The following is a 22,455-nucleotide window of genomic DNA, read 5'->3' as shown; positions in this document are numbered from 1 at the left end:
TGGCACCGCCCTCAGTCGACGGTGCGGCCCTTCCACGTCAACGTGCCCCGGCGGTGTTCCCGCAACGACCGCGCGGTCAGGTATCCGAACACCAGGATCGACGCCGGGTGGGCGAGCGCGTCCGGCCAGGCGCGACCGCCGCTGGCCCGCGCGGCCACCACCCGGCTGGTGACGCCGGCCGCGTAGCCGAGCAGACCGAGGCGGCTCCCGCGCAGCGCGGCGACGGCCGGCACGACGTAGAGCAGCGACAGCCCGCCGACCGTGGCGACCGCGCCGACGGGGGACCCGAACGCGGCCCAGAGCGACTTGCCGTAGCCGTTCCGCAGCTCGGCCCACGAGCCGTACATGTGGCACTCGGCGAGCGTCGAGCCGTCGGTGACCACACCACGGCCGCCGGTGCGTTTCAGCGCGCGGAGCAGGCCGATGTCCTCGAGGACGTCGTCGCGGACGGCACCGTGGCCGCCAGCGGCGTCGTACGCCGTGCGCCGCACGACGAGGAACTGTCCGTTCGCGGCGGTCAGCGATGGCTTCGGGGACCGTTCGGCCAGGCCGAGCGGGAGCGTGGTCAGCCACGACCACTGCAGCAGCGGTTGCACCAGCCGCTCGGCGGGTGAGTCGGCCACCTGGCGCGGGTACGGCGAGATGAGGTCCAGGCCCGACTCGTCGAGGACGGCGAGCGCCGCCGCGACCGCGTCCGGCGCGAGGACCACGTCCGCGTCGACGAAGACCACCACGTCCGACGCCGGGTCGGCGGCGTCGGCGGCCTGCTGGCAGGCGTGCGGCTTGCCGAGCCACCCGGCCGGGAGTGCTCCGCCGGTGACCAGACGCACCCGCCGATCCCCGTCGGCGACCCGGCGGACGACCTCGGCGGTGCGGTCGGTGCTGCCGTCGTCGAGCACGACGATCTCGTACGCCGGAACGCCCCGCTGGGCCAGCAGCGCACGCAGGCACGGTTCCACCCGCTGCTCCTCGTCGCGCACCGGCAGCAGCACCGACACCCGCACGTCGGCGACCGGCGGGTGCGCCGGCGGGCGCCGCAGCCGCCGGGCGTTGACCACCGAGTGCACCGCGAGCGCGGCCGCCCCGAGTGCGCCCCAGGCGACCGGGTCGGTGGCGAGCCGCCGCCGGCTCATCGGGCGCTCGCCAGCGGCGCCGGGCGGGTGGTGCGGGCCAGGCGCACCGCCAGCGGAAGCGCCACCAGCCCCATGCCGAGCGCACCCCAGGCGGCCGACGCCGGCAGGCCGAAGAACGCCGCGTGGGCCAGCACCGAGGACGCGTAGGTCCAGAGGTAGAACCCGAGCATCGGGGCCGCGCGATCGGCGTCCGACGAGGGCAGCAGCAGGTGCAGGAGCGCGGACATGATCACCGCCACCAGCACCCACCCGACGTAGTTCGACACCGGGATGCCGGGCACCCCCGGCAGGCCGGCGCCCGGCGAGGACCAGGTCCAGTGACCGGCGTCGACCATCTGCGGGTCGAGGAACAGGTCCCAGGACGCGAGCGCCCAGCCCGACACCAGCACCCGCGCCCACCCCGACGCCAGCCGCCCGGCCACCAGCCAGGCCGGCCACGCCATCATCGTCCAGGCCAGCGGGATCACCCACGGGACGCCGAGCACCTTGCCCCCGAGCGTGCCGGCGTACGCGTACTCGCCGAACGGGAGGCCGGTGGCGGTGCCCAGCGCCTCCACCAGCAGCCCGCCGCCCGCGGTGACCACGACCAGCACGGCGGCGACCCGCGTGCCCCGGGTCAGCACCGCGTGCGTCACCGCCGCGGCGAACCCCAGCACGACCGTTCCGACCGTCAACGTGTTCCGGGCCGAGCCGCTCACCAGCGGGTACGCGATCTGGGCCAGGACGGTCAGCCCGACCAGGACGAGCGGGAGCCGCCGGGTGGTCACGGCGTCGGGTCGTCGAGCGGGAGCCCCCGCCCGAGCACCGCGAACGGCCGGTCGTCGCCGGGGAACACCACGTCGCGCAGCACGTCGAGGAACCCGAGGCGCCGGTAGAGCTTCCACGCCCTGGACTCGCCGCCCTCCGGCGTGGACAGCGCCGTGGTGCGGCGGTTCACGCCGTCGAGCAGCAACCGGATCTGCTTCTCCCCGATGCCCTGACCCTGGACGCCCGGCGCCACGTGCAGCTCGACGACCTCGAAGCAGTCCGAGAGCCACGCCCGGTACCCGTTCGGGTCCAGGCGGGAGCGCACGTGCTCGTGCCACCACTGGCCCGGCTCGCCCCGGTAGCCGTACCCGAATCCGACCACCTTGCCGTCGGCGTCGAACGTGCCCACCGCGCGGAACTCCGGCCGCCTGGTGTGCGCCACGAGGATGCCCCGCCGCCCTTCGACCAGGCTCGGGGAGTAGTTCATCGCGGTGCCGTAGACGCTCAGCACCTCGTCGAGGTGGGCCACGACGTCGCGTGCGGACCAGCGCACCGGGGTCAGCGGGGTCACGTCAGCGGATCTCTGCCGTCCAGCGAGCCGTCCGCCCGCACCACGCCGAAACGGGCGAAGAGTTCCTCGGCGTACCACCCGGTCTCCTTAGTTCTACGGATCGCCGCCACGTGGGCGGCTCCCTGGTACGCGAACGCGCGGAGGTCGTCCGCGCTCCGCCAGACGCTCAGCGTGCCCTGCCAGCCGGCCGGGGCCTCGCCGACGCCGATCGCGGCCCGTAGGCCGCCGTCCTTGCGGTGCTCGTCCAACGCCGACGCCACCGGCGGCACCGCACGCCAGAACGTCACCGCTCTCCGCACGGTCAGGCGCGCGCGGGTCAGCGCCGCCACCGGTCCGTCCCACCTGCGCGGGGTGGGGGCGCCGAACGGCTCGCGGCGCGACCAGCGGCCGTGCGAGGCCAGCGGCGTCAGCTCCACCCGCCACCGCTCGTCGGCCAGGCGGTCCCAGCCGGTCGCGGTGGGCGCGCGCTCGAACGCCGCGGCCTCCGCCTCCGACCCCCAGGTGGCCAGCAGCGCCCAGCGGTTCGGGTCGGCGTCGCGCACCGTGAACGTGTCGCCGCGGCCGGTGCCCAGCAGGCGCGCGAACCGCAGCCCCGGCACCCGACGCAGGCGCAGACGGTCGGTGGCCATCCGGGTGAGCGCGGCCGGGACCCGGCGGTTCGGCACGTTCCACACGTGGACGGTGACGAGCGCCGGGGATGGCATGTCGTCAGCCTACGGGTGAGCGTGGCGAACGGCAGCGTCAGGCGACCTCGGCCGCGACACCGCCGGTGATTCGCAGCAGTTCGTCATAGGTGGTGGGGAAAACGGCGTGCGGGACGCCACCGGCGGCCCACACCGTGTCGTAGGCCGCGAGCGCGACGTCGACGAGCGTGCGCACGCGCGCCGGGTGACCGACCGGGGCGACGCCGCCGATGGCCTGGCCGGTGGCGTCGCGGACGAACTCCGGGGTGGCCCGGTGGACCGTCTCCACCTCGACCAGCGCGGCCACCATCGCGGTGTCGACCCGGTGCGCGCCGGACGCGAGCACCAGCAGCGGCGCGCCGTCGGCCTCGAAGATCAGCGAGTTCGCGATCTGGCCCACGCTCACGCCGAGCGCCTCGGCCGCCTGGGCGGCGGTGCGTGCGGCGTCCGGGAGGATCCGCACGCGGTTCGCCGAGCCGAACGCCTCGAGGACGGCGTTGACGGCCGCGACGTTCGGGTGGACGGGCTCGGACGTCGTGGGTGTCGAGGTCATGGCCGACATCATCGCGGTTTCCGAGTAGTTCTGCTCTGCGTTGCGCGTCGGCGAGCCGCGACCGTGGACGCATGACAACCTCGAGTCTGTCGGCGGCCGAGCTCGCCGCGGCCACCCCGGCGACCCGCGACCGCTACGTCGACGCCCTGCGCGTCGTCTCGATCGGCGTGGTGGTCCTCGGTCACTGGCTGATGCTCACGCTCACCGTCGACGACGGGAAGCTGCGTGCCGGGAACGTGCTCGCCTCGGTGCCCGCGGCCCAGTGGCTGACCTGGATCTTCCAGGTGATGCCGCTGTTCTTCCTGGTCGGCGGGGCCGCCCACGCGGCGGCGCTGACGTCGCGGCGACGCACGTACGCGGCCTTCGTCGCGGGCCGGTTACGGCGTCTGCTCGCGCCCACCGCGGTGTTCCTGGGCGTCTGGGCGACGGTGGCGGCCGCGACCGAACTGGCCGGGCTGCAGTCGCACGAGGTGCTGCGTCTCGCGACCCGCACGATCGTCCAGCCGCTGTGGTTCCTCGGGGTGTACCTCGGGGTCGTCGGGCTGGCGCCGCTCCTGCACGCCGCCCACCGGCGCTGGGGGGTCTGGGTGCCGGTGGTCCTGGTGGCCGCGTCCGGGATCGTCGACGGGGTCCGGCTGCTCGGTGGGGTCGAGGCGATCGGGGCGCTGAACGTGGCGCTGGTGTGGCTGGCCGCGCACCAGCTCGGCTTCCTCTACGCCGACGGCGTGCTGACCCGGCGGGTGGGGGCCGGGCTGGTGGCCGGTGGGCTCGGCGGTGTCGTGCTGCTCACCGTGGTGCTGGGCTGGTACCCGGTGTCGATGGTGGGGCTGCCCGGCGCGCCGGTCTCGAACATGAACCCGCCGACGCTCGCGCTGGTGGCGCACGGGGCCTGGCTCACCGGCCTGGTCGTGCTGGCGCGGGGCCCGGTGACGCGGTGGCTGGCGCGACCGTCGGTGTGGACGGGGGTCGTCGCGGCGAACGGCGTGGTCATGACGGTGTTCCTGTGGCACCTGACGGCGTTGTTCGCGCTGGCCGCGGCGGTGTCGGTGGGGCTGCCGACGCCGGCGGCCGGCGGTGCGCTGTGGTGGGCGACGCGGCCGCTCTGGCTCGCCGTGCTGGTCGCGCTGCTGCTCCCGCTGGTGCTGGTGTTCCGCCGCTTCGAACGGCCCGCGGCCGCGCGGCCCGGCGGGCGCTCCGGGGCGCGGCCGGGCGGGCGCTCGGGGGCGCTGGACGGGGTGGGGGCCGCCGTCGGGGTGGCGCTGGCGACGTTCGGGATGCTGGTGGTCGCGGTGACCGGGCTCAACGGCCTGCTGGCCGAGCGGACCGCGCACCTGGTGGTCGTGCCGGTGACCGCGTGGGCCGGCCTGGTGGCGCTCGGCCTGGGCTGGGCCCTCGTCCGCGCGGCCGGGCGCGGGTAACCGGGCCTACGACGGGTTCCCGGGCCTACGGCTGCCGATAGAGCCCCGGAAACCCGTCGTAGGCCCGAAAAGCCGCGTGCCCCACACCCGGGTCCGGGGTGTGGGGCACGCGCGGGCGGCGGAGGGGGCCGCCGCCGGGTTCGCAGCGCGGGGGTCCGGGTCAGGTCGCGCTGCTGTTCAGGGTCACGGTGGCGGTGGCGGTGGTGCCGCCCCGCTGGTAGGTCACCTTCACCGCGTCGCCGGGGTTGTGCGCCCGGACGGCCGCGACCAGCCCGTCGGTGTCGGTCACCTTCCGGTCGTCGATCGCGGTGACCACGTCGCCGGCCTTCAGCCCGGCCTTGTCGGCCGCCGAGCCGCTGCTGACCTGGGCGATCTGCGCGCCGGTGCCGCTCTGCGTGTCCTGGGCGCTGACGCCCAGCGTCGCGTGCTCGGCGGTGCCGTCCTGGATCAGCTGCTTGGCCACGTTCAGCGCGGTGTCGGAGGGGATCGCGAACCCGACGCCGATGTTGCCGGACTGGGCGTCCTGCCCGCCGCCGGACGAGCCGCTCACGGTGGCGATCGCCGAGTTGATGCCGATCACCCGGCCGGACAGGTCGACGAGCGCGCCACCGGAGTTGCCCGGGTTGATCGCGGCGTCGGTCTGCACGGCGTCGAGGACGGTGTTCTGGTCGGCCGAGGAGCCGGTGCGCACCGGGCGGTTGAGGGCGCTGACGATGCCCTCGGTGACGGTGTTCGACAGACCGAGCGGGGCACCGACGGCGAGCACCGTCTGGCCGGTCTTGAGCGTCGAGGACTGCGCGAACGTCGCGGGGACGATCCCGCTCGCGTCGCCGATCTTGATCACGGCGATGTCCGACGAGGGGTCGCGGCCGACGATCGTCGCGGGACGGGTCTCGCCGCCCGGCAGCATGACCGTGATCGTGCCGCCCTGGGCCGCTTCCTCGACCACGTGGTTGTTCGTGAGGATGTGGCCGGACGTGTCGAGGACGACACCCGAGCCGGAGCCGGAACCCGAGTCGGTGGTCACCAGGATCGTGACGACGCTCTTGAGCGCGGTCGCGGCGGCGGCCTCCACGGTGCCGGCCTCGCCGGCCTTCGTCACCGCGGTGCCGGACTCCTGGTTGATCGTGACCCCGGTGCCGGAGTGGTCGCTCACCGCGACGCCGACCACGGCCCCGGTGCCGCCGGCGACCAGCGCGAGGACCAGCGCGCCACCGGCGATCGCCACGGCCAGCGGACCCCGGCGCCGGGCCGGCGGCGTCACCGTTCCGACCGGCTGCCCGTGCGCACCCCCCGAGCTCCAGGCCGGAAACGGCCCGGTCTGGTGCGGCCCGGTCGGGTGCGGCCCGGTCGGGTGGGCGCCGGACCACGGTGTGCCGGAGTCGTACGCCGCACCGGCGTGGGTGCCGGTCCCGGGGTGCGGCCCCGACGTGAAAGCCGCCGGCCCGCTGTAGTACCCGGCCGGCTCGCCCGGAGCCGAGGGCGTCGCCCCGTCGGCCGCGGTGTCGTCGACGGGGGGAGCAGGAGAAGCGGGCGGCTGGGGAGCCGCCCAGGGGGAGGACGCGTCCGAGGGGCGCGGGGTCCCGATCGAGTGCGGAGTCCCCGGGGTGGGGGTCGACGGGGTGCCGGCCTGGTCACCGCCGGCTGCGGGGGAGCGGTGCGATTCGTCCATGTCTGCAACGATCGCTCGCGAAACTGTGAGCTCCCTGTGCCCTCCCTGAGGGATGACTCAGAGGTGGATCCCGCACTCCGTCTTCTCGGACCCGGACCAGCGACCGGCCCGCGAGTCCTCCCCGAGCTGCACCGGACGCGTGCAGGGCGCGCACCCGATCGACAGGAATCCCCGCTCCACCAGCGGGTTGATGATCACGTTCCGCTCGGCGACGAACCGGTCCACGTCGGCCTGCGTCCAGCACGCCAGCGGGTTCACCTTGATCTTGTCGCGCCGGGCGTCGACGCCGACCACGGGCGTGTGGCGTCGGGCGTACGACTCGTCCCGGCGCAGCCCGGAGGCCCAGGCGTCGTACGGCGCCAGCCCGCGGTCGAGCGGCTCGACCTTGCGCATCCCGCAGCAGGCGTCCGAATCACGCGCGTACAGGCTCTGCCCGTACCGGATGTTCTGCTGCGCGACGGTGAGTTCCGGCTTCACCGTCACCACGTTCACGTCCAGGGTCGCGGCGACGCGGTCACGCGTCTGCAGCGTCTCGGCGAAGTGGTACCCGGTGTCCAGGAACACCACGTCGATGCCGGGCACCGCCTCCGCGGCCAGGGTCGCGAGCACCGCGTCACCCATCGACGAGGTCAGGCAGAGCCGCTCGCCGAACGTCTCGCCGGCCCAGCGCAGCACCTCGATCGGGTGCGCACCCTCCAGCTCGGCCGCCGCGGAATCGGCGAACCCACGCAGATCAGTGACCTCGAGGGTCATCGCGCCACCTCCTGGTCTAACGACGGACGGCCCAAGCCGACGTACTTCAACGTCCACACGCGCGTGCAGGCACCGCACCGCCACTGGCCGTGGTGCTCACCGTCGGGACGGATGTCCTCGTCACCGCAGTAGGGGCAGTAGAACGGCGCGGCCCGCTCGCTCACAGGAGCCAGGCTTCCTCGGCCCGGGCCACGTAGGCCGCGAACCGCTCGCCGGGCTCGCGCCGCTCCAGGTAGCCCCGCAGGATCCGCTCGACGTAGTCGGGCATGCCGTCCGCGGTGACCTTGAGGCCACGGAACTTCCGCCCGAACGCCGCCTCGGCGCCGTAGTGCCCGCCGAGGTGCACCTGGAAGCCCTCGACCATGGCGCCGTCGTCGTCCCGGACCATCGAGCCCTTGAAGCCGACGTCGGCGGTCTGGAACCGGGCGCACGAGTTCGGGCAGCCGTTGATGTTGATCGTGATCGGCTCGTCGAACTCCGGCAGGCGCTTCTCCAGCTCCCGGTAGAGCACGTCGGCGCGGGCCTTGGTCTCGACGATCGCCAGCTTGCAGAACTCCAGCCCGGTGCAGGCCATCGTGCCGCGCCGGAACGCGCTCGGCTTGACCAGCAGGTCGTGGGTGGCCAGCTCGTCGGTGAGCTCGTCCACGTCGGCGCTCCCGACGCCGAGCACGACGAGCTTCTGCTGGGCGGTGGCGGCGATGCGCCCGTCGCCGAGCCGGTCGGCCAGGTCGGCCACCGCGGTCAGCATCGAGCCGGAGAGCCGCCCGGCGCGCGGGGCGAAGCCCACCGCCAGCTTCCCGTTGCGCATCGGGGTGAGCCCGACGTGGTCACGCTGGTCCTGGATCGGCTGCGCCGGCGGCGGGCCGTCGGGCAGCGCCTCCTTCAGGTACTCGGTCTCGAGCACCTCGCGGAACTTCTCCGGGCCCCAGTCGGCCAGCAGGAACTTCAGCCGGGCGTGGGTGCGTGAGCGGCGGTAGCCGTAGTCGCGGAAGATGCCGACGACACCGGCCCAGGCCGCTTCGACCTGGTCGGGCCGGACGAAGACCCCGAGCCGCTCGGCGAAGCGCGGGTTGGTGGAGAGCCCGCCGCCGACCCACAGGTCGTAGCCGCGCTCGCCGTCGGCGTTCACGACCCCGACGAAGCCGACGTCGTTGATCTCGTGGTTGGTGCAGTGCTCGGCGCACCCGGAGATCGAGCTCTTGAACTTGCGCGGCAGGTTCGAGAACGCGGGATCGCCGATGTAGCGGTCGACGACGCGGCGCAGCGGCTCGGTCGCGTCCAGCACGTCGGTCTCGAGTTCGCCGGCCAGCGGGCAGCCGAGGATGACGCGCGGCGTGTCGCCGCAGGCCTCGGTGGTGGAGAGACCGACACCCTCGAGCCGCCGCCAGATCTCCGGCACGTCCTCGATCGCGATCCAGTGCAGCTGGATGTTCTGCCGGTCGGTGACGTCGGCCACATCGCGGCCGAACTCGGTGGAGATGCCGGCGATCGTGCGCAGCTGCTCGGACGTCATCCGGCCGCCGTCGATGCGTACGCGCAGCATGAAGTAGCGGTCGTCGAGCTCCTCGGGCTCCAGCACCGCGGTCTTGCCGCCGGGGATGCCGGGTGCGCGCTGGGTATAGAGGCCGTACCAGCGCATCCGTCCACGCAGGTCCTGCGGGTCGATCGAGTCGAAGCCGCCGTGTGCGTAGATGTTGATGATGCGGTCCCGGACGGTCAGGCCGTCCGAGTCCTTCTTCATCTGCTCGTTCTTGTTGAGTGGCTCGCGGTAGCCGAGGGCCCACTGGCCCTGACCCCGAGGTCGACCACTGGCGGTACGGGCAGGCATCTCTGGTTACCTCACAGGGGAGTCGGACCGCAGCCTGCGGCGCTCACCCGGGTGACATCGGGGAGCTGGAGGCCGAAAACGGTCAAGAGACGGACGAGGGGCGCGGCGGACCTGTCAGCTAGGACAGGCAGCGCTGATCACCCGCTGCAGGTCGACATGCAGGCGGGCGACCAAGAGGGTGCCTCGCGTCGTCACGTCCAAAAGCATCGCACAGCGATGCGGCGCCAGCCAGATGTTGGGAAACGGTGCTCACCTACTGGAATAGTAGGTAATCTGATCCTGGTTGGCTGCGCCCCTTTGCTGTGTCATCATCGGCAACCATGACCGGCCGTACCCGCCCCGCTTCGGCGATGCTGACCTCGCGTCGGCACGTCGACCTGCTGCGCGTCTCCAGCGCAGTGTGTCGCGCTCTCTGAGCGCGGCTCCGGCGTCCCACGACGGCTGTCTCCAGCCCTCGGTCGGCCTCTCATCCGCACCGGCCACGACCGGCCCGCGCAGACGGACCCCCTGGTACCACCGCTGATCAGCGGCTCATCGGCGAGCCCCTGACCGACTGTCGTGCCCCCGTCACCGAGCTTCCGGCGGGACAATTCCTCCCGTGACGTGAAGTTCCTCCCCGAGGTCAGGAGAGATCGCGCGATGCCGATCGTTTCCGCCGCCACCACTGGCGCGCCTGCCACTCCTACGCAGAGTGGTCCGTCCGACACGGTGGATGTGGCGCATCCCACAGTGACCGGCGCCACCGTCTGGCTGACCGGCCTTCCCAGCGCCGGGAAGACCACCACCGCAAATGCGGTCGCCGAGCGGCTTCGTGCCCAGGGACGCCGGGTCGAGGTGCTCGACGGCGACGCCGTGCGCGAGCACCTCTCGGCCGGCCTCGGCTTCAGCCGGGCGGACCGGGACACCAACGTCGCCCGCATCGGGTTCGTCGCCGAGCTGCTGGCCCGCAACGGCGTCCTCGTGCTCGCCGCCGTCATCTCGCCGTACGCCGCCGCCCGCGACGCCGTGCGCGCCCGGCACGTCGCGAGCGGCACTCCGTTCCTCGAGGTCCACGTCGCCACCCCGGTCGAGATCTGCAGCGTCCGCGACGTGAAGGGCCTCTACGCCCGCCAGCGCGCCGGCGAGATCTCCGGCCTGACCGGCGTCGACGACGTCTACGAAGCGCCGACCGCGCCCGAACTCGTGCTCCAGCCCGAAAGTCTCGACGCGTCCGTGGACGCGGTGCTCGCCGCGTTGTCCGAAAGGGGTCTGCTGTGACCACCATCTCCGACCTGCACCTCGAGCACCTGACCGACGCCCACGACGCCGCCCTCACCGCGTTGGAGGACGAGTCGATCCACATCCTGCGCGAGGTGGTGGGCAGCTTCGAGCGGCCGGTGCTGCTGTTCTCCGGCGGCAAGGACTCGATCGTCATGCTGCGCCTGGCCGAGAAGGCGTTCTCGCCCGGCCGGATCCCGTTCCCGGTGATGCACGTCGATACCGGCCACAACTTCGGTGAGGTCATCGAGTTCCGCGACCGCCGCGCCGCCGAACTGGGCCTCGACCTGGTCGTCGCCTCGGTGCAGGACGCGATCGACCGCGGCCGCGTCTCCGAGCGCCCGGGCCAGTCGCGCAACCCGCTGCAGACGGTTCCGCTGCTCGACGCGATCGCCGACCACCGGTTCGACGCGGTGCTCGGCGGCGCGCGCCGCGACGAGGAGAAGGCACGGGCCAAGGAGCGGGTGTTCTCGATCCGCGACGAGTTCGGCCAGTGGGACCCGCGCAACCAGCGTCCGGAGCTGTGGGACCTGTACAACGGCCGGATCGCCCCCGGCGAGCACGTCCGGATCTTCCCGCTCAGCAACTGGACCGAGCTGGACATCTGGCGCTACATCGCCCGCGACGGCATCGAGGTGCCGAGCATCTACTACGCCCACGAGCGCGAGGTCTTCGACCGGGACGGCATGGTGCTGGCGGTGACGCCGTTCACCCCGCCGCGGGCCGGCGAGCAGGTGCGGGTCGAGACCGTGCGCTACCGCACGGTGGGCGACGCCACCTGCACCGGTGCGGTGCGCTCGACCGCGTCGACGGTGGAAGAGGTGATCGCGGAGACCGCGACCAGCCGCCTCACCGAGCGCGGCGCCACCCGCGCCGACGACCGCGCGAGCGAGGCCGCCATGGAGGACCGCAAGCGCGAGGGATACTTCTAACCATGTCCGACCTGTTGCGGGTCGCCACCGCGGGTTCGGTGGACGACGGCAAGAGCACGCTGATCGGGCGCCTGCTCCACGACTCCAAGAACGTCTTCGCCGACCAGTTCGACGCCGTCGAGGCCGCGTCCAAGCGGCGCGGTCTGGACGCGGCCGACCTGGCCCTGCTCACCGACGGTCTGCGGGCCGAGCGGGAGCAGGGCATCACGATCGACGTCGCCTACCGGTATTTCGCGACGCCCAAGCGCACGTTCGTGCTCGCCGACACCCCCGGGCACGTCCAGTACACGCGCAACATGGTGACCGGCGCGTCCACCGCCGACGTCGCGGTCGTGCTGGTCGACGCACGCCACGGGCTGGTGGAGCAGTCGCACCGGCACGCCGCGGTCGCCGCGCTGCTCGGCGTCGGCCACGTCGTGCTGGCCGTGAACAAGATGGACCTGGTGGACTTCTCCGAGGAGGTCTACGACCGCATCGTGGCCGACTTCGACGTGCTGGCGTCCGAGCTGGGCCTGCGGTCGCTCACCGCGATCCCGGTGTCCGCGCTGCACGGCGACAACGTCGTCGAGCCGTCGACGAACCTCGGCTGGTACGCCGGTCAAACCCTGCTCGACCACCTGGAGACCGTGCCGGTGCCGCCGCGCGGAGGGCAGGTCGGGGCCCGGCTCCCGGTGCAGCTGGTGATCCGGCCGCGCTCGGCCGAGCACCCCGACTACCGGGCCTACGCGGGCCGGGTGGCGGCGGGCACGCTCCGGGTGGGCGACGAGATCGTGGTCCTCCCGTCCGGGCGGCGCACGCGCATCGCCGGCATCGACACCCACGACGGTGAACTCTCCGAGGCCGGGACCGGCCGGTCGGTCTCGGTCCGGCTGGCCGACGACGTCGACGTCTCCCGCGGTGACCTGATCGCCGCCGCCCCCGACGCCCCCGCGCCGGTGCGCGAGCTCACCGGCCGGGTCTGCGTGCTGGCCGAACGTCAGGTGCGGGCCGGCGACCGGTTCCGCCTGCGCGCGGGCACCCGTGAGGTCCGGGCGATCGTCGGTGCGGTCGCGGACCGGCTCGTCGTCACCACCCTCAAACGCGAGGACGCCGACGCCCTGGAGCTGAACGACATCGGCGACGTGACGCTGCGCCTGGCCGAGCCGGTTGCCGTCGACCCGTACGTCCTCTCCCGGGGAACCGGGTCGTTCCTGCTGATCGACGAGGCGACCGGCGCCACCGTGGCGGCCGGCATGGTCGAGCAGCCCGCCGGGGTATGAACGCACCGGTACTGCTGGCGGTGGCGCACGGCACGTCGCACCCGCCCGGCGTCGCGACGCTGCACGCGCTGATGGAACAGGTCCGCGAACTGGCTCCGGAGCTGCTGGTCGAGCTGGCGTTCGTCGACCACGAGCCGCCGTCGGTGACCGGGGCGCTGCGCCGGTTCGCCGACGAGGGGAAACCGGTGGCGACGCTGCCGCTGCTGCTCACCGCGGCCTCGCACAGCAAGGGCGACATCGCGGGAGCGGTGCGGATCGCCCGGGACTCCGGGCTGGTCGTCGACTACGGGCGGCCGCTCGGACCGGATCCGCTGCTGCTCGACGCGTTGACCGACCGGGTCCGCGAGGCCGGCGCCGGGCCGTCGACCGCTCTCGTGCTGGCGTCGGCCGGCGCCGACGACCCGGACGCGAACGCCGAGATCTGGCGTGCGGCCCGGCTGTTCTGGGAGTACCGGCGGGCCGAGGCCCCCGTGGAGGTCGCGTACGCCGGAGCCACCCGGCCGAGCGTCACCGAGGCCGTGGACCGCCTGCACCGCCTCGGCCACGACGACGTGCTCGTCGTGCCGTACTTCCTGGCGCCGGGACGGTTGCCGGGCGCGGTGCGGCGGGACGCGCTGGCCGCCGGGGCGCGGGTGGCCGAGGTGCTCGGCGCGCACCCGTCGGTGGCCCGGTTGATCCTCGAGCGCTACACCGAAGCGGTCGGCCGCTCGGTGCTGATGAACTGCGACACCTGCCAATACCGGTCACCGTGGCCAGGGCGGGAGAAAAGGGTCGGGCAGCTCCAGCAGCCGCACACGCACCCGGCGGATGTGTCGCGCGGCTAACGCCCGGGGTGTTGCCGTGGCCCGCCCGGCCCGGCGTGTCCTGACCTAACCTTGGGCCCATGCGTGCACCCCTGGTTCCCGGCCGGCAGTCCCCTCGGCGTGAGGTCCCGGCGTCGATCCCGCGTCCCGAGTACGTCGGGAAGCCCGCGCCGCAGCGGTGGACCGGTTCGGACGTGCAGACCCCCGAGACGATCGAGAAGATGCGGGTGGCCGGGCGGATCGCCGCCCAGGCGCTGCAGTGGGGCGGCAAGCACGTCGCGCCGGGCGTCACCACCGACGAGATCGACCGGGTCGTCCACGAGTTCCTGATCGAGCACGACGCGTACCCCTCGACGCTCGGCTACCGCGGGTTCCCGAAGTCGTGCTGCACCTCGCTGAACGAGGTGATCTGCCACGGCATCCCCGACAGCACGGTGATCGAGGACGGCGACATCGTCAACATCGACGTCACCGCGTTCATCGGGGGCGTGCACGGCGACTGCAACGCCACGTTCTTCGCCGGAGAGCCGGCCGAGGAGGTGCGGCTGCTGGTCGAGCGCACCGAGGAGGCCACCCGCCGGGCGATCAACGCGGTCAAGCCCGGGCGGCAGCTCAACGTCGTCGGGCGGGTCATCGAGTCCTACGCGCGGCGGTTCGGCTACGGCGTCGTGCGTGACTTCACCGGGCACGGCATCGGCGAGACGTTCCACTCCGGCCTGCACGTGCCGCACTTCGACGACCCCGACCTGGACGTCGAGATCGTGCCCGGGATGACGTTCACGATCGAGCCGATGATCACGCTCGGCACCTACCAGTGGGACATGTGGCCCGACCGCTGGACGGTCCTCACCAAGGACCGCAAGTGGACCGCCCAGTTCGAGCACACCCTCGTCGTCACCGAGACGGGCGCGGAGATTTTGACGCTGCCCTAGCCGCCGCCGGCGTTCCCGCCGGGGGTTCGTAGAGCAGGACGTCAACGCCGTGGGGGCCGTGACGTTCGGCCGCGAGGCCGGCCTTCGCGGCCACCCGCACCACGCCGGCCGGGTCGGTCACGTTCGCGGTCGTGGTGGCCAGCGCCCGGGTGAGCAGGCCCTTGGCGTGCTTGTTGAAGTGGCTGACCACCGAGCGGCCGCCGTCGGGCGCGACGTAGAGCACCCGGACCGTGACCGCGCCCGGCACCGGGGCCAGCTGCGCGTACGCCCCGGAACGCAGGTCGACGACCAGCCCGGGCAACGCGGCCAGCACCGGGCCGAGCACCGGCTTCCAGAGCGCGCCGAGCGTGCCGAACCCGGGCAGCCGGGCACCGGCCGAGAACCGGTACGCCGGGATGAGATCCCCGCCACGCACCGCCCCGAACAGCGCCGACGCGATCACGACCCGGTCGGCCGCCCGTTTGCGCTGCGCCGGGGTGAGCCCCGCGACGTCGAACGCGTCGTAGAGCACCCCGGTGTAGCGGGTCAGCGCCGGACCGGTCGGCGCGGTACGCAGGGCGGCGTCGAGGTCGAGCTGGTCGCGTTGGCCGGGGGAGAGGCCGAGGGCTTTCCGCGCGGCCTCCTCGTCACCGCCGGCGAGCTGGACCAGCGCGTCCAGGAGGCGCTCCCGGACGTCGCGCAACGGTGGAAAGGCCAACGTGGACAGATCGAGCGCCGGTCCGTCGCCGCCGGGCCGCTTCGTCTCCGACGGGGGCAGCAGCAGGGTGAGGGGAGCCTTCTCCGGGGTGGCGCGCGGCATGGAGCGAGACTACTGGCGTGGACGACGACGAACTCCTGCTGGTGACGCACCACGGTGACGTGTCGGGCGGCTGGCTGCGGGCCGCGGTGTTCGGGGCGATGGACGGGCTCGTCACGAACATCTCGCTGATCGCCGGCGTCGGCGGCGGAGGGGTCGGGCGGCAGGCGATCGTGCTGACCGGCGTGGCCGGCCTCGTCGCCGGCGCGGTCTCGATGGCGCTCGGCGAGTACAGCTCGGTACGGACGGCGAACGAACAGCTCGACGCCGAGGTGGCGAAGGAACGGCGCGAGCTGACCCTGCACGGCACCGCCGAGCGGCGCGAGCTCGTCCTGATGCTGCAGCGCGCCGGGCTCTCCCCGGACCTCTCCGAGCGGATCGCGGCCGAGGCCGCCGAGAAACCCGACCTGCAGCTGCGGCTGCACGCGTTGACCGAGCTCGGCGTCATCCCGGAGGAGAAACCGTCGCCCTGGACGGCGGCCGTGTCGTCGTTCGTCTGCTTCTCGGTCGGTGCGCTGATCCCGCTGCTCTCGTTCCTGCTCGGCTCCGACCAGCTCTGGCTCGGCCTCGCGATCGGTGGTGTCGGTCTGTTCGCCGCCGGTGCGCTGGCGACGCGCGCGACCGCCGGGCGCTGGTGGCTCGGCGGGTTCCGGCAGCTGGTGCTCGGCGCCGCCGCGGCCGCCATCACGTTCGGCGTCGGCTCCGTGATCGGCTCGGGCGTGGCCTAGAACGGTTCCGTGTCCACCGGGCAGCCGCGTTTCTCCAGTTCGGTCGCCTGTTGCGTGAGCCGGGCGCGGAGCTCGACCAGGTCCAGCCCGACGGTGCCGGCGCGGCGGGCGGCGTCGACGGGGCCGCGGAAGTACGTGCGGGTGAGCAGACCGTCGGTGACGGCCGTGGCCAGCCGGGCCCGGGCGAGCAGCAGGATCGCGCCGTCGTCGTCGTGCCACTGACCGGAGCGCGCGGCCGCGTCGAGCAGTGACCAGGCCTCGCACCACGCCTCCTGGGCCAGCGCGCTGAACTCGCGCAGGGTGGCCTCCGCCAGCCGCGCGCGGTGGGCGTCGCGCAGCGTGGCGAGCCAGCCGCTGTCGTCGTCGAGCGGACGGACGTGCAGGTGGCCGTCGGCACGCAGCGGCCAGTCCGGGGTGAGCGCGCGGGCCCGGGTCAGCAGGTCCTGCTGCGACGCGACCGTGAGATCGACGACGTGCCCACGCAGCCGGCGACGGGTCGGCGCGGGACCACCGCCCGGCCGGTACGTCGCGACGACGATCTCGACGCCGGTGCCGTGCCGGTCGTCCTCGTGCGCCAGCGCGCCGGTCGCACCGATCGCCACCACGTCGGCGCGCCAGCGACGACGGACGCGTCGGGCGAGATCGGCGGCGAGTTCGGCGCGGGACTCCTGCTCAGAGGTGTGGGGAGAGGCCACAGCGATATCCTGCCGTGTCCCCTGTTCCGCGGGAGCACCTCACCGCCCTTCGGCGAAATATGAGGCCGTTTCGGGTTCCGCTTGAGTTCCCGACCGATTGTGCCCACTATATGGGGACTATGACGGGATCCGGGGCGACCCGCACCGACGTGCGGCGCGGATACCGCACGGTTCTTCGGCATCCGGTCGCCGGGCGTCTGATCGGCGTCAAGGCGATCTCCGAGCTCGGTGACTTCGTCGGGCTCGCCGCGCTCCTACTGCTGGGCTACCAGCAGACCGGTTCGCTGGTGGGCGCGGCGGCGGTCTACACCGCGCGGGCCCTGCCGGCGATCCTGGTCGCCACGCTGCTCGGCGGTTGGCTCGACGTCCCACCGCGCCGCCCGACGCTGAGCCTGCTCGCGCTCGCCGGCGCCGGCGCGCTGGCCCTGCCGTCGGCGTTCCCGTCGGCGTCCACGGCACTGGCCGCCTCCGCGCTGCTCGGCGCGGTGCGTGCGGCCTACCTGGCGGTGACGACGGCGGTCGTCGCCGAGTCGGTCGAGCGCGACATCCAGCTGCCGTACTTCGGCCTCGCCGCGGTGATCAACCTGCTCGTGCAGGTCGGTGGCATCGCGGCCGGCTCCGCCCTGACGATCGCGCTCGGGCCGCGGGTGGCGCTCCTGGTCGACCTGGCGTCGTTCGTCCTGGCCGCGGCGATCCTCGCCGTGCTGCCGATCGCCGAGGAACGCACCCGGCGCGACCGGCTGCCACCCGGGGCGGGGTTCGTCCTGATCTGGCGCCAGCCGACGCTGCGGGTGCTCGCGCTGCTCACCTGGGCCACGCTGGTGTGCAGCGTGCTGCCCGAGACGGTGGCGACGAACGCGCCGAAGGGCTGGATACCGGCCGTGATGGCGGCGTCGGCGCTCGGCGGGGCGGCGTTCACGTTCGTGGCCGGCCGGACCGTGTTCCTGGAGCGGCCGCTCAACCAGGCGCGGACGTCCGCGGTTCTCGGGATCGCGCTCGTCGTCGGCGCGCTGGTGCTGTTCGCCGGCGGGCACCCGCTGCTGCTCGTGCTGGTGAACCTGGTCATCGGAGGCGCGACCGGGTGGACGGTCGGAGCCCAGGCGACGTTCGCGCGGCTCGCTCCGCCCGGCCGGATGGGGCAGCTCGAGGCGACGATGATCGCGTCGAACGTGTTCCTGGAGGGCGTCGGTGTGCTGGCGCTGAGCCTCGCGGCGGTGGCGGTGGGCTCCGACGGCGTGGCCTACCTGGCCGGAGGGCTGCTCGTACTGGGTGCCTCGGCGGCGGCGCTGCGTCCGCTGCGCGCGTTGGACTGACCGGCCGGAAAGTGTCGGTGGGTGGTGGCACAGTGTCGGCATGGTGAAGGCGGTTCTCTTCGATTGGGGCGGCACGCTCACCCCCTGGCACACGATCGACGCCCGCGCCCTCTGGCGCACGATCGCCGACGAGTGCGGAATGGCCGCGCTCGAGGGCGCGGCCACCCCCGAACAGCTGGTCGACGCGATGCTCGCCGCCGAGGACGCGGCCTGGCAGCGCTCCCGCGACGAGCACACGTCGACGACGATGGCCGACGTGTGCGCCGCCGCGGGCATCGCGCTCACGGCCGAGCTGCTCACCGCGCACGAGCGGCACTGGGCGCCGCACACCTACACCGATCCCGAGGCCGCCGCGATGCTCACCGCGCTGCGCGAGCGCGGGCTGCGCGTCGGGCTGCTGTCGAACACGATCTGGGGGCGTGATCACCACGAGCGCGTCCTCGAACGCGACGGTGTGCTCGACCTGTTCGACGGGGCCGTCTACACCAGCGAGATCCCGTGGACCAAGCCGCACCCGCAGGCGTTCCGGGCCGCGATGGAAGCAGTGGGCGTCGACGACCCGGCGTCCTGCGTGTTCGTCGGGGACCGCCTGTTCGACGACATCTACGGCGCCCAGGCCGCCGGGATGCGCGCGGTCCACGTGCCCCACAGCCCGGTCCCGGCACACCAGGTCGGCCACACCGTAGGCACCCCCGACGCCGTCATCCAGCGCCTCCCCGAACTCCTGCCCCTGGTCGACTCCTGGCGGGCGGCCCGCTGAGAACGCGGGCGGCGGACTACGAGCTCGATCCGCCGGGCCAGGGGACGACCGGGGGCTTGCCGGGGCTGGCGGCGGTGCGCCACTGGGCTGCTCGCACGGCTGAGCCGACGAGCGCGTCCAGCGCCACCTCGCGCCCGTTACCGGTGAGCGACCCGAGCGCCGAGCGCCACACCGCGGCCGCTCGGGTCTCGATCTCCGCGGCGAGCACCACGGCTGCGGCCCGGCCGGTCACCGGCTTCGGCAGCTGGTAGGCGGGCGCGGCCGGTGTCGGTGTGCCACCGGAGGCGGTGATCAGGTCCGAGACGGCGTCGCGTTGCCGGCGGTGGGCGAGGTCGCCCGCCCGGGCCCAGCCCAGCTCGTCGCCGGTCAGCCAGGCCCCGATCACCCCGTAGGCGTACACGCTGGCGTTCTCCGCGGCCAGCGCGAGCTGCAACCGATCCGCTTCCCCGCTCATGCCACCCTCCCGCCCCAGCCCGAGCCACCCGACGCCGAGCCACCCCGGGTCACCGTCCGGACTCCACCCTCGGGTGCGGTCATGCGAGGGCCACCTCGTGGGACGCTTCCCCGGCGCAGATGCTTCCGAGCACCGTGACCCGCTCGCTCCCTCCGGTCTCGGCCAGGCACGCCGCCCGCGAGGCCGCCGACGCCGCCTTCTCCGCGGCCCGGAGCGCGGTCAGCGCCGCGGTCGGGGACGCACCGGCCGGCGTGCCGCGCGGCGCGCTCGGCGCCGACCCCGACGGGCCCGGCACCGCCGGAGTGGCCCGCGCGAGCGCCGCCCGCCGCCGGGCGTCCAGCAGCTCGAGCAGCGCGTCCCGATGTTCGCGGTGGGCCTCACGCAGCGGCCGCAGCCGCTCGGCGAGCGAGGAGTGCGCGCTGATCGTGGCGTCGTACAGATCGACCAGCCCCTGCTTCTCCACGGTCAGCTTCTCCAGTGGGTCGGCCGCCACGGCCGGTACCGCCGGCCCCGGGTCGACCAGCCCGCAGCCCGCCAGCGACCCGGCCGCACCGGCGGCCAGCAGACCCCCGAGCACCTGGCGTCTGTTCAACGTAGTGAGCGGGCCGACACGGCGCGTTGCGAAGGGCACGCCCGTTAGTTTCCCAGCCGAGCCCATGCGTGCCGGATGGAGGGGCGCTCGGAACGAACCGTTAGGCTGTCTCCCAGGTGTTCGGGGACCCCCAACAACTGCACAGTGACCACCGTTCGGAGGTGTCGGATGCCAGCCCCGCAGGCGATGCGCTCCCGAATCGTGGCGTTGGTCGAACCCGTGGTCAGCGCCGCCGGGTACGACCTGGAAGAGGTCGCGGTCAACCAGGCCGGCCGCCGCACGGTGGTGCGTGTCGTGGTCGACACCGACGGGGGCATCACGCTCGACGACATCGCGACGGTGTCCAAGGACGTCTCCACCGCCCTGGACAAGACCGACTCGTTCGGCACCGGGCCCTACACCCTCGAGGTCACCTCGCCGGGCGTCGACCGGCCGCTGACCGACCCGCGCCACTGGCGGCGCAACGTCGGGCGCCTGGTCACCGTCCGCATCGGCGACCGCAGCGTCACCGCGCGGATCACCGCCGTCGACGACCAGGGCGTCCGCCTCACCGACGACAAGGGCGAGCGCACGGCCACGTTCACCGAGCTCGGCCCGGGCAAGGTCCAGGTCGAGTTCGGCCGGGCCAAGAACGACGAAACAGAAGGAGGAGACCGATGAACATCGACATCGCTGCCCTGCGCGCGGTCGAGCGAGAGCGCGAGATCTCCTTCGACACGATCATCGAGGCGATCGAGACCGCGCTGCTGACCGCGTACAAGCACACCGGTCACGCCCATTCCGACGCGCGCGTCGAGGTCGACCGCAAGACCGGCGTGGCGACGGTGTGGGCCGCCGAGCGCGCGGAGGACGGCACGCTCGAGCGCGAGTTCGACGACACCCCGGACGACTTCGGCCGGATCGCGACGATGACCGCCAAGCAGGTCATCCTGCAGCGCCTGCGCGACGCCCAGGACGAGATGACGTTCGGCGAGTTCGCCTCCCGTGAGGGCGAGGTCGTCGCGGGTGTGATCCAGGCCCACGAGTCCCGGGCCGAGCGCGGCATCGTCTCGGTCAGCCTGGGCAAGATCGAGGCCACGCTGCCGCCGGCCGAGCAGGTGCCGGGGGAGTCCTACCAGCACGGCGCGCGGATCAAGGCGCTCGTCGTCCACGTGGCGAAGGGAATGCGTGGCCCGCAGGTCACGTTGAGCCGGACGCACCCGAACCTGGTGCGCAAGCTGTTCGCACTGGAGGTACCGGAGATCGCCGACGGCACCGTGGAGATCGCGGCGGTGGCCAGGGAGGCCGGGCACCGCTCGAAGATCGCGGTACGGGCCACCGTGGCCGGCGTCAACCCGAAGGGTGCCTGCATCGGCCCGCTCGGGGCCCGGGTCCGCGCGGTCATGAGCGAGCTGCACGGCGAGAAGATCGACATCGTCGACTGGGTCGAGGACCCCGCGCGCTTCGTCGCCGCGGCGCTGTCGCCGGCGCAGGTGAAGTCGGTCGAGGTCGTCGATCTGGAGGCCCGCTCGGCGCGGGTGACCGTGCCGGACTTCCAGCTGTCGCTGGCGATCGGCAAGGAGGGCCAGAACGCCCGCCTCGCCGCGCGCCTCACCGGCTGGCGCATCGACATCCACAGCGACGCCGAAACGACTGATGCGAATGTGCCGGATGCGACCACTGCGGCAACAGTGGGGGAACCGGACGCTTCGGTCCCAGGCAGCGCGGGGTAGACTGGCCTGTGGTTCGCCGCACCCGTCCGGCGCCGTCCCCGCATGACCGCTACCCAACGCGGACCTGCGTGGGATGTCGGCAGCGAGCGGCAGCCACTGAGCTGCTACGCGTCGTCGCGATCGAACGTGGGGGTACCCGCGTCACGATTCCCGATCCGGCGCGTCGGCTGCCGGGAAGGGGCGCTTGGCTGCACCCCGACCCAGCGTGTTTCGTACTAGCGGAACGGCGCCGCGCTTTCGGGCGTGCGCTCCGGGTCCCCGGTGTCATCGACGCCGAGGCGGTCGGTGAGTATGTGACACAGCTCGAGACGGGACTGGGCACCCTGCCCGGACCCACGGACGAAAAGTAGGTCTCCCGGTATGAGCGTGCGATGAAGTCTCTGCGATGAGCAAGCTTCGTGAGTAACTAGTAGGTCGAGCGGGTCGTGCCGCCCGGCCTCGGAAGAGGAGAGCAGTGGCAGGCAAGGCCCGCGTACACGAACTCGCCAAGGAACTCGGCATTCCCAGCAAGGACGTGCTGAACAAGCTCAAAGAGCTCGGCGAATTCGTGAAATCGGCCTCGTCCACGATCGAGGCGCCAGTGGCGCGTCGGTTGCGGGAGGCATACACCTCGCCGTCGGGATCCGGCGGCAATGGCGGAGGGCGCAAGCCCGGTCCGCCCAGCGGCCCCCGGCCGCCCCGTAACATTCCGTCTCCGGCGTCGATGGCCCGCCCGCAGGGCACGGCCAGCGCGCAGGACATCGAAGTCAAGGCCGAGCAGGCTCGCGCCGCCGAACTGAAGGCGGCTCAGCAGGCCCAGGCCGCGGCCGCCCGTGCGGCCGCGTCGGCTCCGGGCGCCCGTCCGGCGCCGGGCCCGCGTCCGGG

At 73.3% G+C, this 22,455-nt stretch carries 27 protein-coding genes; 14 read left to right on the top strand and 13 right to left on the bottom strand.

Annotation, left to right across the window (positions count from 1 at the left end; genetic code table 11):
* Positions 1-11: 11 nt before the first annotated feature.
* The 5 genes from ABD437_RS00135 to ABD437_RS00115 are packed head-to-tail and all read right to left on the bottom strand — an operon-like array spanning position 12 to position 3,687.
* Positions 12-1,133, bottom strand: a complete 1,122-nt coding sequence (locus tag ABD437_RS00135) for a glycosyltransferase family 2 protein (RefSeq protein WP_344646621.1) — start codon at positions 1,131-1,133, stop codon at positions 12-14.
* Positions 1,130-1,900, bottom strand: coding sequence for a carotenoid biosynthesis protein (locus ABD437_RS00130; RefSeq protein ID WP_344646620.1), 771 nt, complete (start codon positions 1,898-1,900; stop codon positions 1,130-1,132). Before ABD437_RS00130 ends, ABD437_RS00135 begins: the two co-directional genes overlap by 4 nt.
* A complete protein-coding gene (locus ABD437_RS00125; protein WP_344646800.1) occupies positions 1,897-2,442 on the bottom strand; it encodes a GNAT family N-acetyltransferase in 546 nt (181 codons plus the stop codon). The genes ABD437_RS00130 and ABD437_RS00125 overlap by 4 nt, the downstream gene beginning before the upstream one ends.
* A gap of 5 nt (positions 2,443-2,447) precedes the next feature.
* Positions 2,448-3,155, bottom strand: coding sequence for a monooxygenase (locus ABD437_RS00120; protein ID WP_344646619.1), 708 nt, complete (start codon positions 3,153-3,155; stop codon positions 2,448-2,450).
* 37 nt (positions 3,156-3,192) lie between these two features.
* Positions 3,193-3,687: a YbaK/EbsC family protein gene (locus tag ABD437_RS00115; protein WP_344646618.1), complete on the bottom strand. Its 495-nt coding sequence runs from the start codon at positions 3,685-3,687 to the stop codon at positions 3,193-3,195.
* Between the two features lie 71 nt (positions 3,688-3,758).
* On the opposite strand from ABD437_RS00115, the gene ABD437_RS00110 reads away from it, so the two are divergent.
* Positions 3,759-5,105, top strand: coding sequence for an acyltransferase family protein (locus tag ABD437_RS00110; protein WP_344646617.1), 1,347 nt, complete (start codon positions 3,759-3,761; stop codon positions 5,103-5,105).
* Positions 5,106-5,265: 160 nt separating this feature from the next.
* On the opposite strand, the gene ABD437_RS00105 is transcribed toward ABD437_RS00110, so the two are convergent.
* From ABD437_RS00105 to ABD437_RS00090, 4 genes are all read right to left on the bottom strand, one after another.
* Positions 5,266-6,777: a S1C family serine protease gene (locus ABD437_RS00105; RefSeq protein ID WP_344646616.1), complete on the bottom strand. Its 1,512-nt coding sequence runs from the start codon at positions 6,775-6,777 to the stop codon at positions 5,266-5,268.
* A gap of 57 nt (positions 6,778-6,834) precedes the next feature.
* Complete coding sequence (locus tag ABD437_RS00100; RefSeq protein WP_344646615.1) at positions 6,835-7,530, bottom strand: phosphoadenylyl-sulfate reductase; 696 nt, start codon at positions 7,528-7,530, stop codon at positions 6,835-6,837.
* A gap of 160 nt (positions 7,531-7,690) precedes the next feature.
* A complete protein-coding gene (locus tag ABD437_RS00095) occupies positions 7,691-9,358 on the bottom strand; it encodes a nitrite/sulfite reductase (RefSeq protein ID WP_344646614.1) in 1,668 nt (555 codons plus the stop codon).
* A gap of 114 nt (positions 9,359-9,472) precedes the next feature.
* Positions 9,473-9,565: a putative leader peptide gene (locus ABD437_RS00090; RefSeq protein ID WP_342673838.1), complete on the bottom strand. Its 93-nt coding sequence runs from the start codon at positions 9,563-9,565 to the stop codon at positions 9,473-9,475.
* Between the two features lie 113 nt (positions 9,566-9,678).
* Here ABD437_RS00090 and ABD437_RS00085 point away from each other — a divergent pair, with 113 nt between their 5' ends.
* The 6 genes from ABD437_RS00085 (at position 9,679) to map (ending at position 14,541) form a co-directional block, all read left to right on the top strand.
* Complete coding sequence (locus tag ABD437_RS00085) at positions 9,679-9,774, top strand: putative leader peptide (protein ID WP_344646613.1); 96 nt, start codon at positions 9,679-9,681, stop codon at positions 9,772-9,774.
* A gap of 223 nt (positions 9,775-9,997) precedes the next feature.
* Positions 9,998-10,615 carry an adenylyl-sulfate kinase gene (gene cysC / locus ABD437_RS00080; RefSeq protein WP_425558057.1) on the top strand — a complete coding sequence of 206 codons (618 nt, stop codon included), beginning with the start codon at positions 9,998-10,000 and terminating at the stop codon, positions 10,613-10,615.
* A gap of 5 nt (positions 10,616-10,620) precedes the next feature.
* Complete coding sequence (gene cysD / locus ABD437_RS00075) at positions 10,621-11,547, top strand: sulfate adenylyltransferase subunit CysD (protein ID WP_344646799.1); 927 nt, start codon at positions 10,621-10,623, stop codon at positions 11,545-11,547.
* Positions 11,548-11,549: 2 nt separating this feature from the next.
* Positions 11,550-12,806: a sulfate adenylyltransferase subunit 1 gene (locus ABD437_RS00070; protein WP_344646611.1), complete on the top strand. Its 1,257-nt coding sequence runs from the start codon at positions 11,550-11,552 to the stop codon at positions 12,804-12,806.
* Entirely contained in the window at positions 12,803-13,630 is an 828-nt protein-coding gene (locus ABD437_RS00065) for a sirohydrochlorin chelatase (protein ID WP_344646610.1), read from the top strand. Before ABD437_RS00070 ends, ABD437_RS00065 begins: the two co-directional genes overlap by 4 nt.
* A 59-nt stretch (positions 13,631-13,689) precedes the next feature.
* Positions 13,690-14,541: a type I methionyl aminopeptidase gene (map, locus tag ABD437_RS00060; protein ID WP_344646609.1), complete on the top strand. Its 852-nt coding sequence runs from the start codon at positions 13,690-13,692 to the stop codon at positions 14,539-14,541.
* On the opposite strand, the gene ABD437_RS00055 is transcribed toward map, so the two are convergent.
* Positions 14,504-15,340, bottom strand: coding sequence for a YaaA family protein (locus ABD437_RS00055; RefSeq protein WP_344646608.1), 837 nt, complete (start codon positions 15,338-15,340; stop codon positions 14,504-14,506). The genes map and ABD437_RS00055 overlap by 38 nt on opposite strands.
* Before the next feature lie 17 nt (positions 15,341-15,357).
* On the opposite strand from ABD437_RS00055, the gene ABD437_RS00050 reads away from it, so the two are divergent.
* Positions 15,358-16,065 (top strand): VIT1/CCC1 transporter family protein, encoded by a 708-nt coding sequence (locus ABD437_RS00050; RefSeq protein WP_344646607.1) that lies wholly within the window; start codon positions 15,358-15,360, stop codon positions 16,063-16,065.
* Here ABD437_RS00050 and ABD437_RS00045 read toward each other — a convergent pair.
* Positions 16,062-16,760 (bottom strand): nucleotidyltransferase domain-containing protein, encoded by a 699-nt coding sequence (locus ABD437_RS00045; RefSeq protein ID WP_344646606.1) that lies wholly within the window; start codon positions 16,758-16,760, stop codon positions 16,062-16,064. The genes ABD437_RS00050 and ABD437_RS00045 overlap by 4 nt on opposite strands.
* A gap of 119 nt (positions 16,761-16,879) precedes the next feature.
* Between ABD437_RS00045 and ABD437_RS00040 the strand changes: the two genes are divergently transcribed.
* Positions 16,880-18,073 carry an MFS transporter gene (locus tag ABD437_RS00040; protein WP_344646605.1) on the top strand — a complete coding sequence of 398 codons (1,194 nt, stop codon included), beginning with the start codon at positions 16,880-16,882 and terminating at the stop codon, positions 18,071-18,073.
* Positions 18,074-18,113: 40 nt separating this feature from the next.
* On the top strand, positions 18,114-18,833 hold the full coding sequence (locus ABD437_RS00035) for an HAD family hydrolase (RefSeq protein ID WP_344646604.1): 720 nt from the start codon (positions 18,114-18,116) through the stop codon (positions 18,831-18,833).
* Positions 18,834-18,849: 16 nt separating this feature from the next.
* Here ABD437_RS00035 and ABD437_RS00030 read toward each other — a convergent pair whose 3' ends face one another.
* Complete coding sequence (locus ABD437_RS00030; RefSeq protein ID WP_344646603.1) at positions 18,850-19,287, bottom strand: ferritin-like domain-containing protein; 438 nt, start codon at positions 19,285-19,287, stop codon at positions 18,850-18,852.
* 79 nt (positions 19,288-19,366) lie between these two features.
* Positions 19,367-19,879, bottom strand: coding sequence for a hypothetical protein (locus tag ABD437_RS00025; RefSeq protein ID WP_344646602.1), 513 nt, complete (start codon positions 19,877-19,879; stop codon positions 19,367-19,369).
* 168 nt (positions 19,880-20,047) lie between these two features.
* On the opposite strand from ABD437_RS00025, the gene rimP reads away from it, so the two are divergent.
* From rimP to ABD437_RS00005, 4 genes are all read left to right on the top strand, one after another.
* The gene (gene rimP / locus ABD437_RS00020; RefSeq protein WP_344646601.1) at positions 20,048-20,539 is read left to right on the top strand and encodes a ribosome maturation factor RimP; all 492 of its coding nucleotides are present in this window, start codon (positions 20,048-20,050) and stop codon (positions 20,537-20,539) included.
* Positions 20,536-21,591, top strand: coding sequence for a transcription termination factor NusA (gene nusA / locus ABD437_RS00015; RefSeq protein WP_344646600.1), 1,056 nt, complete (start codon positions 20,536-20,538; stop codon positions 21,589-21,591). The genes rimP and nusA overlap by 4 nt, the downstream gene beginning before the upstream one ends.
* 8 nt (positions 21,592-21,599) lie before the next feature.
* Positions 21,600-21,941, top strand: coding sequence for a YlxR family protein (locus ABD437_RS00010; RefSeq protein WP_344646599.1), 342 nt, complete (start codon positions 21,600-21,602; stop codon positions 21,939-21,941).
* A gap of 104 nt (positions 21,942-22,045) precedes the next feature.
* Positions 22,046-22,455 (top strand): translation initiation factor IF-2 N-terminal domain-containing protein (locus ABD437_RS00005; protein WP_344646598.1); only part of this gene is annotated, 410 nt, incomplete at its 3' end.

Origin of the sequence: Cryptosporangium japonicum (genome assembly GCF_039524755.1) — a bacterium.
GTDB classification, from domain to species: domain Bacteria; phylum Actinomycetota; class Actinomycetes; order Mycobacteriales; family Cryptosporangiaceae; genus Cryptosporangium; species Cryptosporangium japonicum.
The sequence above is the reverse complement of the archived record's forward strand: the minus strand, read 5'-3'. Positions and strand labels throughout refer to the sequence as shown.

Coding starts and splice junctions, on each gene's coding strand:
- ABD437_RS00065 (WP_344646610.1), top strand. CDS start 12,803: ATGAACGCACCGGTACTGCTGGCGGTGGCGCACGGCACGTCGCACCCG.
- ABD437_RS00030 (WP_344646603.1), bottom strand. CDS start 19,287: ATGAGCGGGGAAGCGGATCGGTTGCAGCTCGCGCTGGCCGCGGAGAAC.
- ABD437_RS00120 (WP_344646619.1), bottom strand. CDS start 3,155: ATGCCATCCCCGGCGCTCGTCACCGTCCACGTGTGGAACGTGCCGAAC.
- cysC (WP_425558057.1), top strand. CDS start 9,998: ATGCCGATCGTTTCCGCCGCCACCACTGGCGCGCCTGCCACTCCTACG.
- ABD437_RS00035 (WP_344646604.1), top strand. CDS start 18,114: ATGGTGAAGGCGGTTCTCTTCGATTGGGGCGGCACGCTCACCCCCTGG.
- nusA (WP_344646600.1), top strand. CDS start 20,536: ATGAACATCGACATCGCTGCCCTGCGCGCGGTCGAGCGAGAGCGCGAG.
- ABD437_RS00070 (WP_344646611.1), top strand. CDS start 11,550: ATGTCCGACCTGTTGCGGGTCGCCACCGCGGGTTCGGTGGACGACGGC.
- ABD437_RS00055 (WP_344646608.1), bottom strand. CDS start 15,340: ATGCCGCGCGCCACCCCGGAGAAGGCTCCCCTCACCCTGCTGCTGCCC.
- ABD437_RS00115 (WP_344646618.1), bottom strand. CDS start 3,687: ATGACCTCGACACCCACGACGTCCGAGCCCGTCCACCCGAACGTCGCG.
- ABD437_RS00095 (WP_344646614.1), bottom strand. CDS start 9,358: ATGCCTGCCCGTACCGCCAGTGGTCGACCTCGGGGTCAGGGCCAGTGG.
- ABD437_RS00040 (WP_344646605.1), top strand. CDS start 16,880: ATGACGGGATCCGGGGCGACCCGCACCGACGTGCGGCGCGGATACCGC.
- ABD437_RS00100 (WP_344646615.1), bottom strand. CDS start 7,530: ATGACCCTCGAGGTCACTGATCTGCGTGGGTTCGCCGATTCCGCGGCG.
- ABD437_RS00090 (WP_342673838.1), bottom strand. CDS start 9,565: ATGCTTTTGGACGTGACGACGCGAGGCACCCTCTTGGTCGCCCGCCTG.
- ABD437_RS00110 (WP_344646617.1), top strand. CDS start 3,759: ATGACAACCTCGAGTCTGTCGGCGGCCGAGCTCGCCGCGGCCACCCCG.
- ABD437_RS00135 (WP_344646621.1), bottom strand. CDS start 1,133: ATGAGCCGGCGGCGGCTCGCCACCGACCCGGTCGCCTGGGGCGCACTC.
- rimP (WP_344646601.1), top strand. CDS start 20,048: ATGCCAGCCCCGCAGGCGATGCGCTCCCGAATCGTGGCGTTGGTCGAA.
- map (WP_344646609.1), top strand. CDS start 13,690: ATGCGTGCACCCCTGGTTCCCGGCCGGCAGTCCCCTCGGCGTGAGGTC.
- ABD437_RS00085 (WP_344646613.1), top strand. CDS start 9,679: ATGACCGGCCGTACCCGCCCCGCTTCGGCGATGCTGACCTCGCGTCGG.
- ABD437_RS00105 (WP_344646616.1), bottom strand. CDS start 6,777: ATGGACGAATCGCACCGCTCCCCCGCAGCCGGCGGTGACCAGGCCGGC.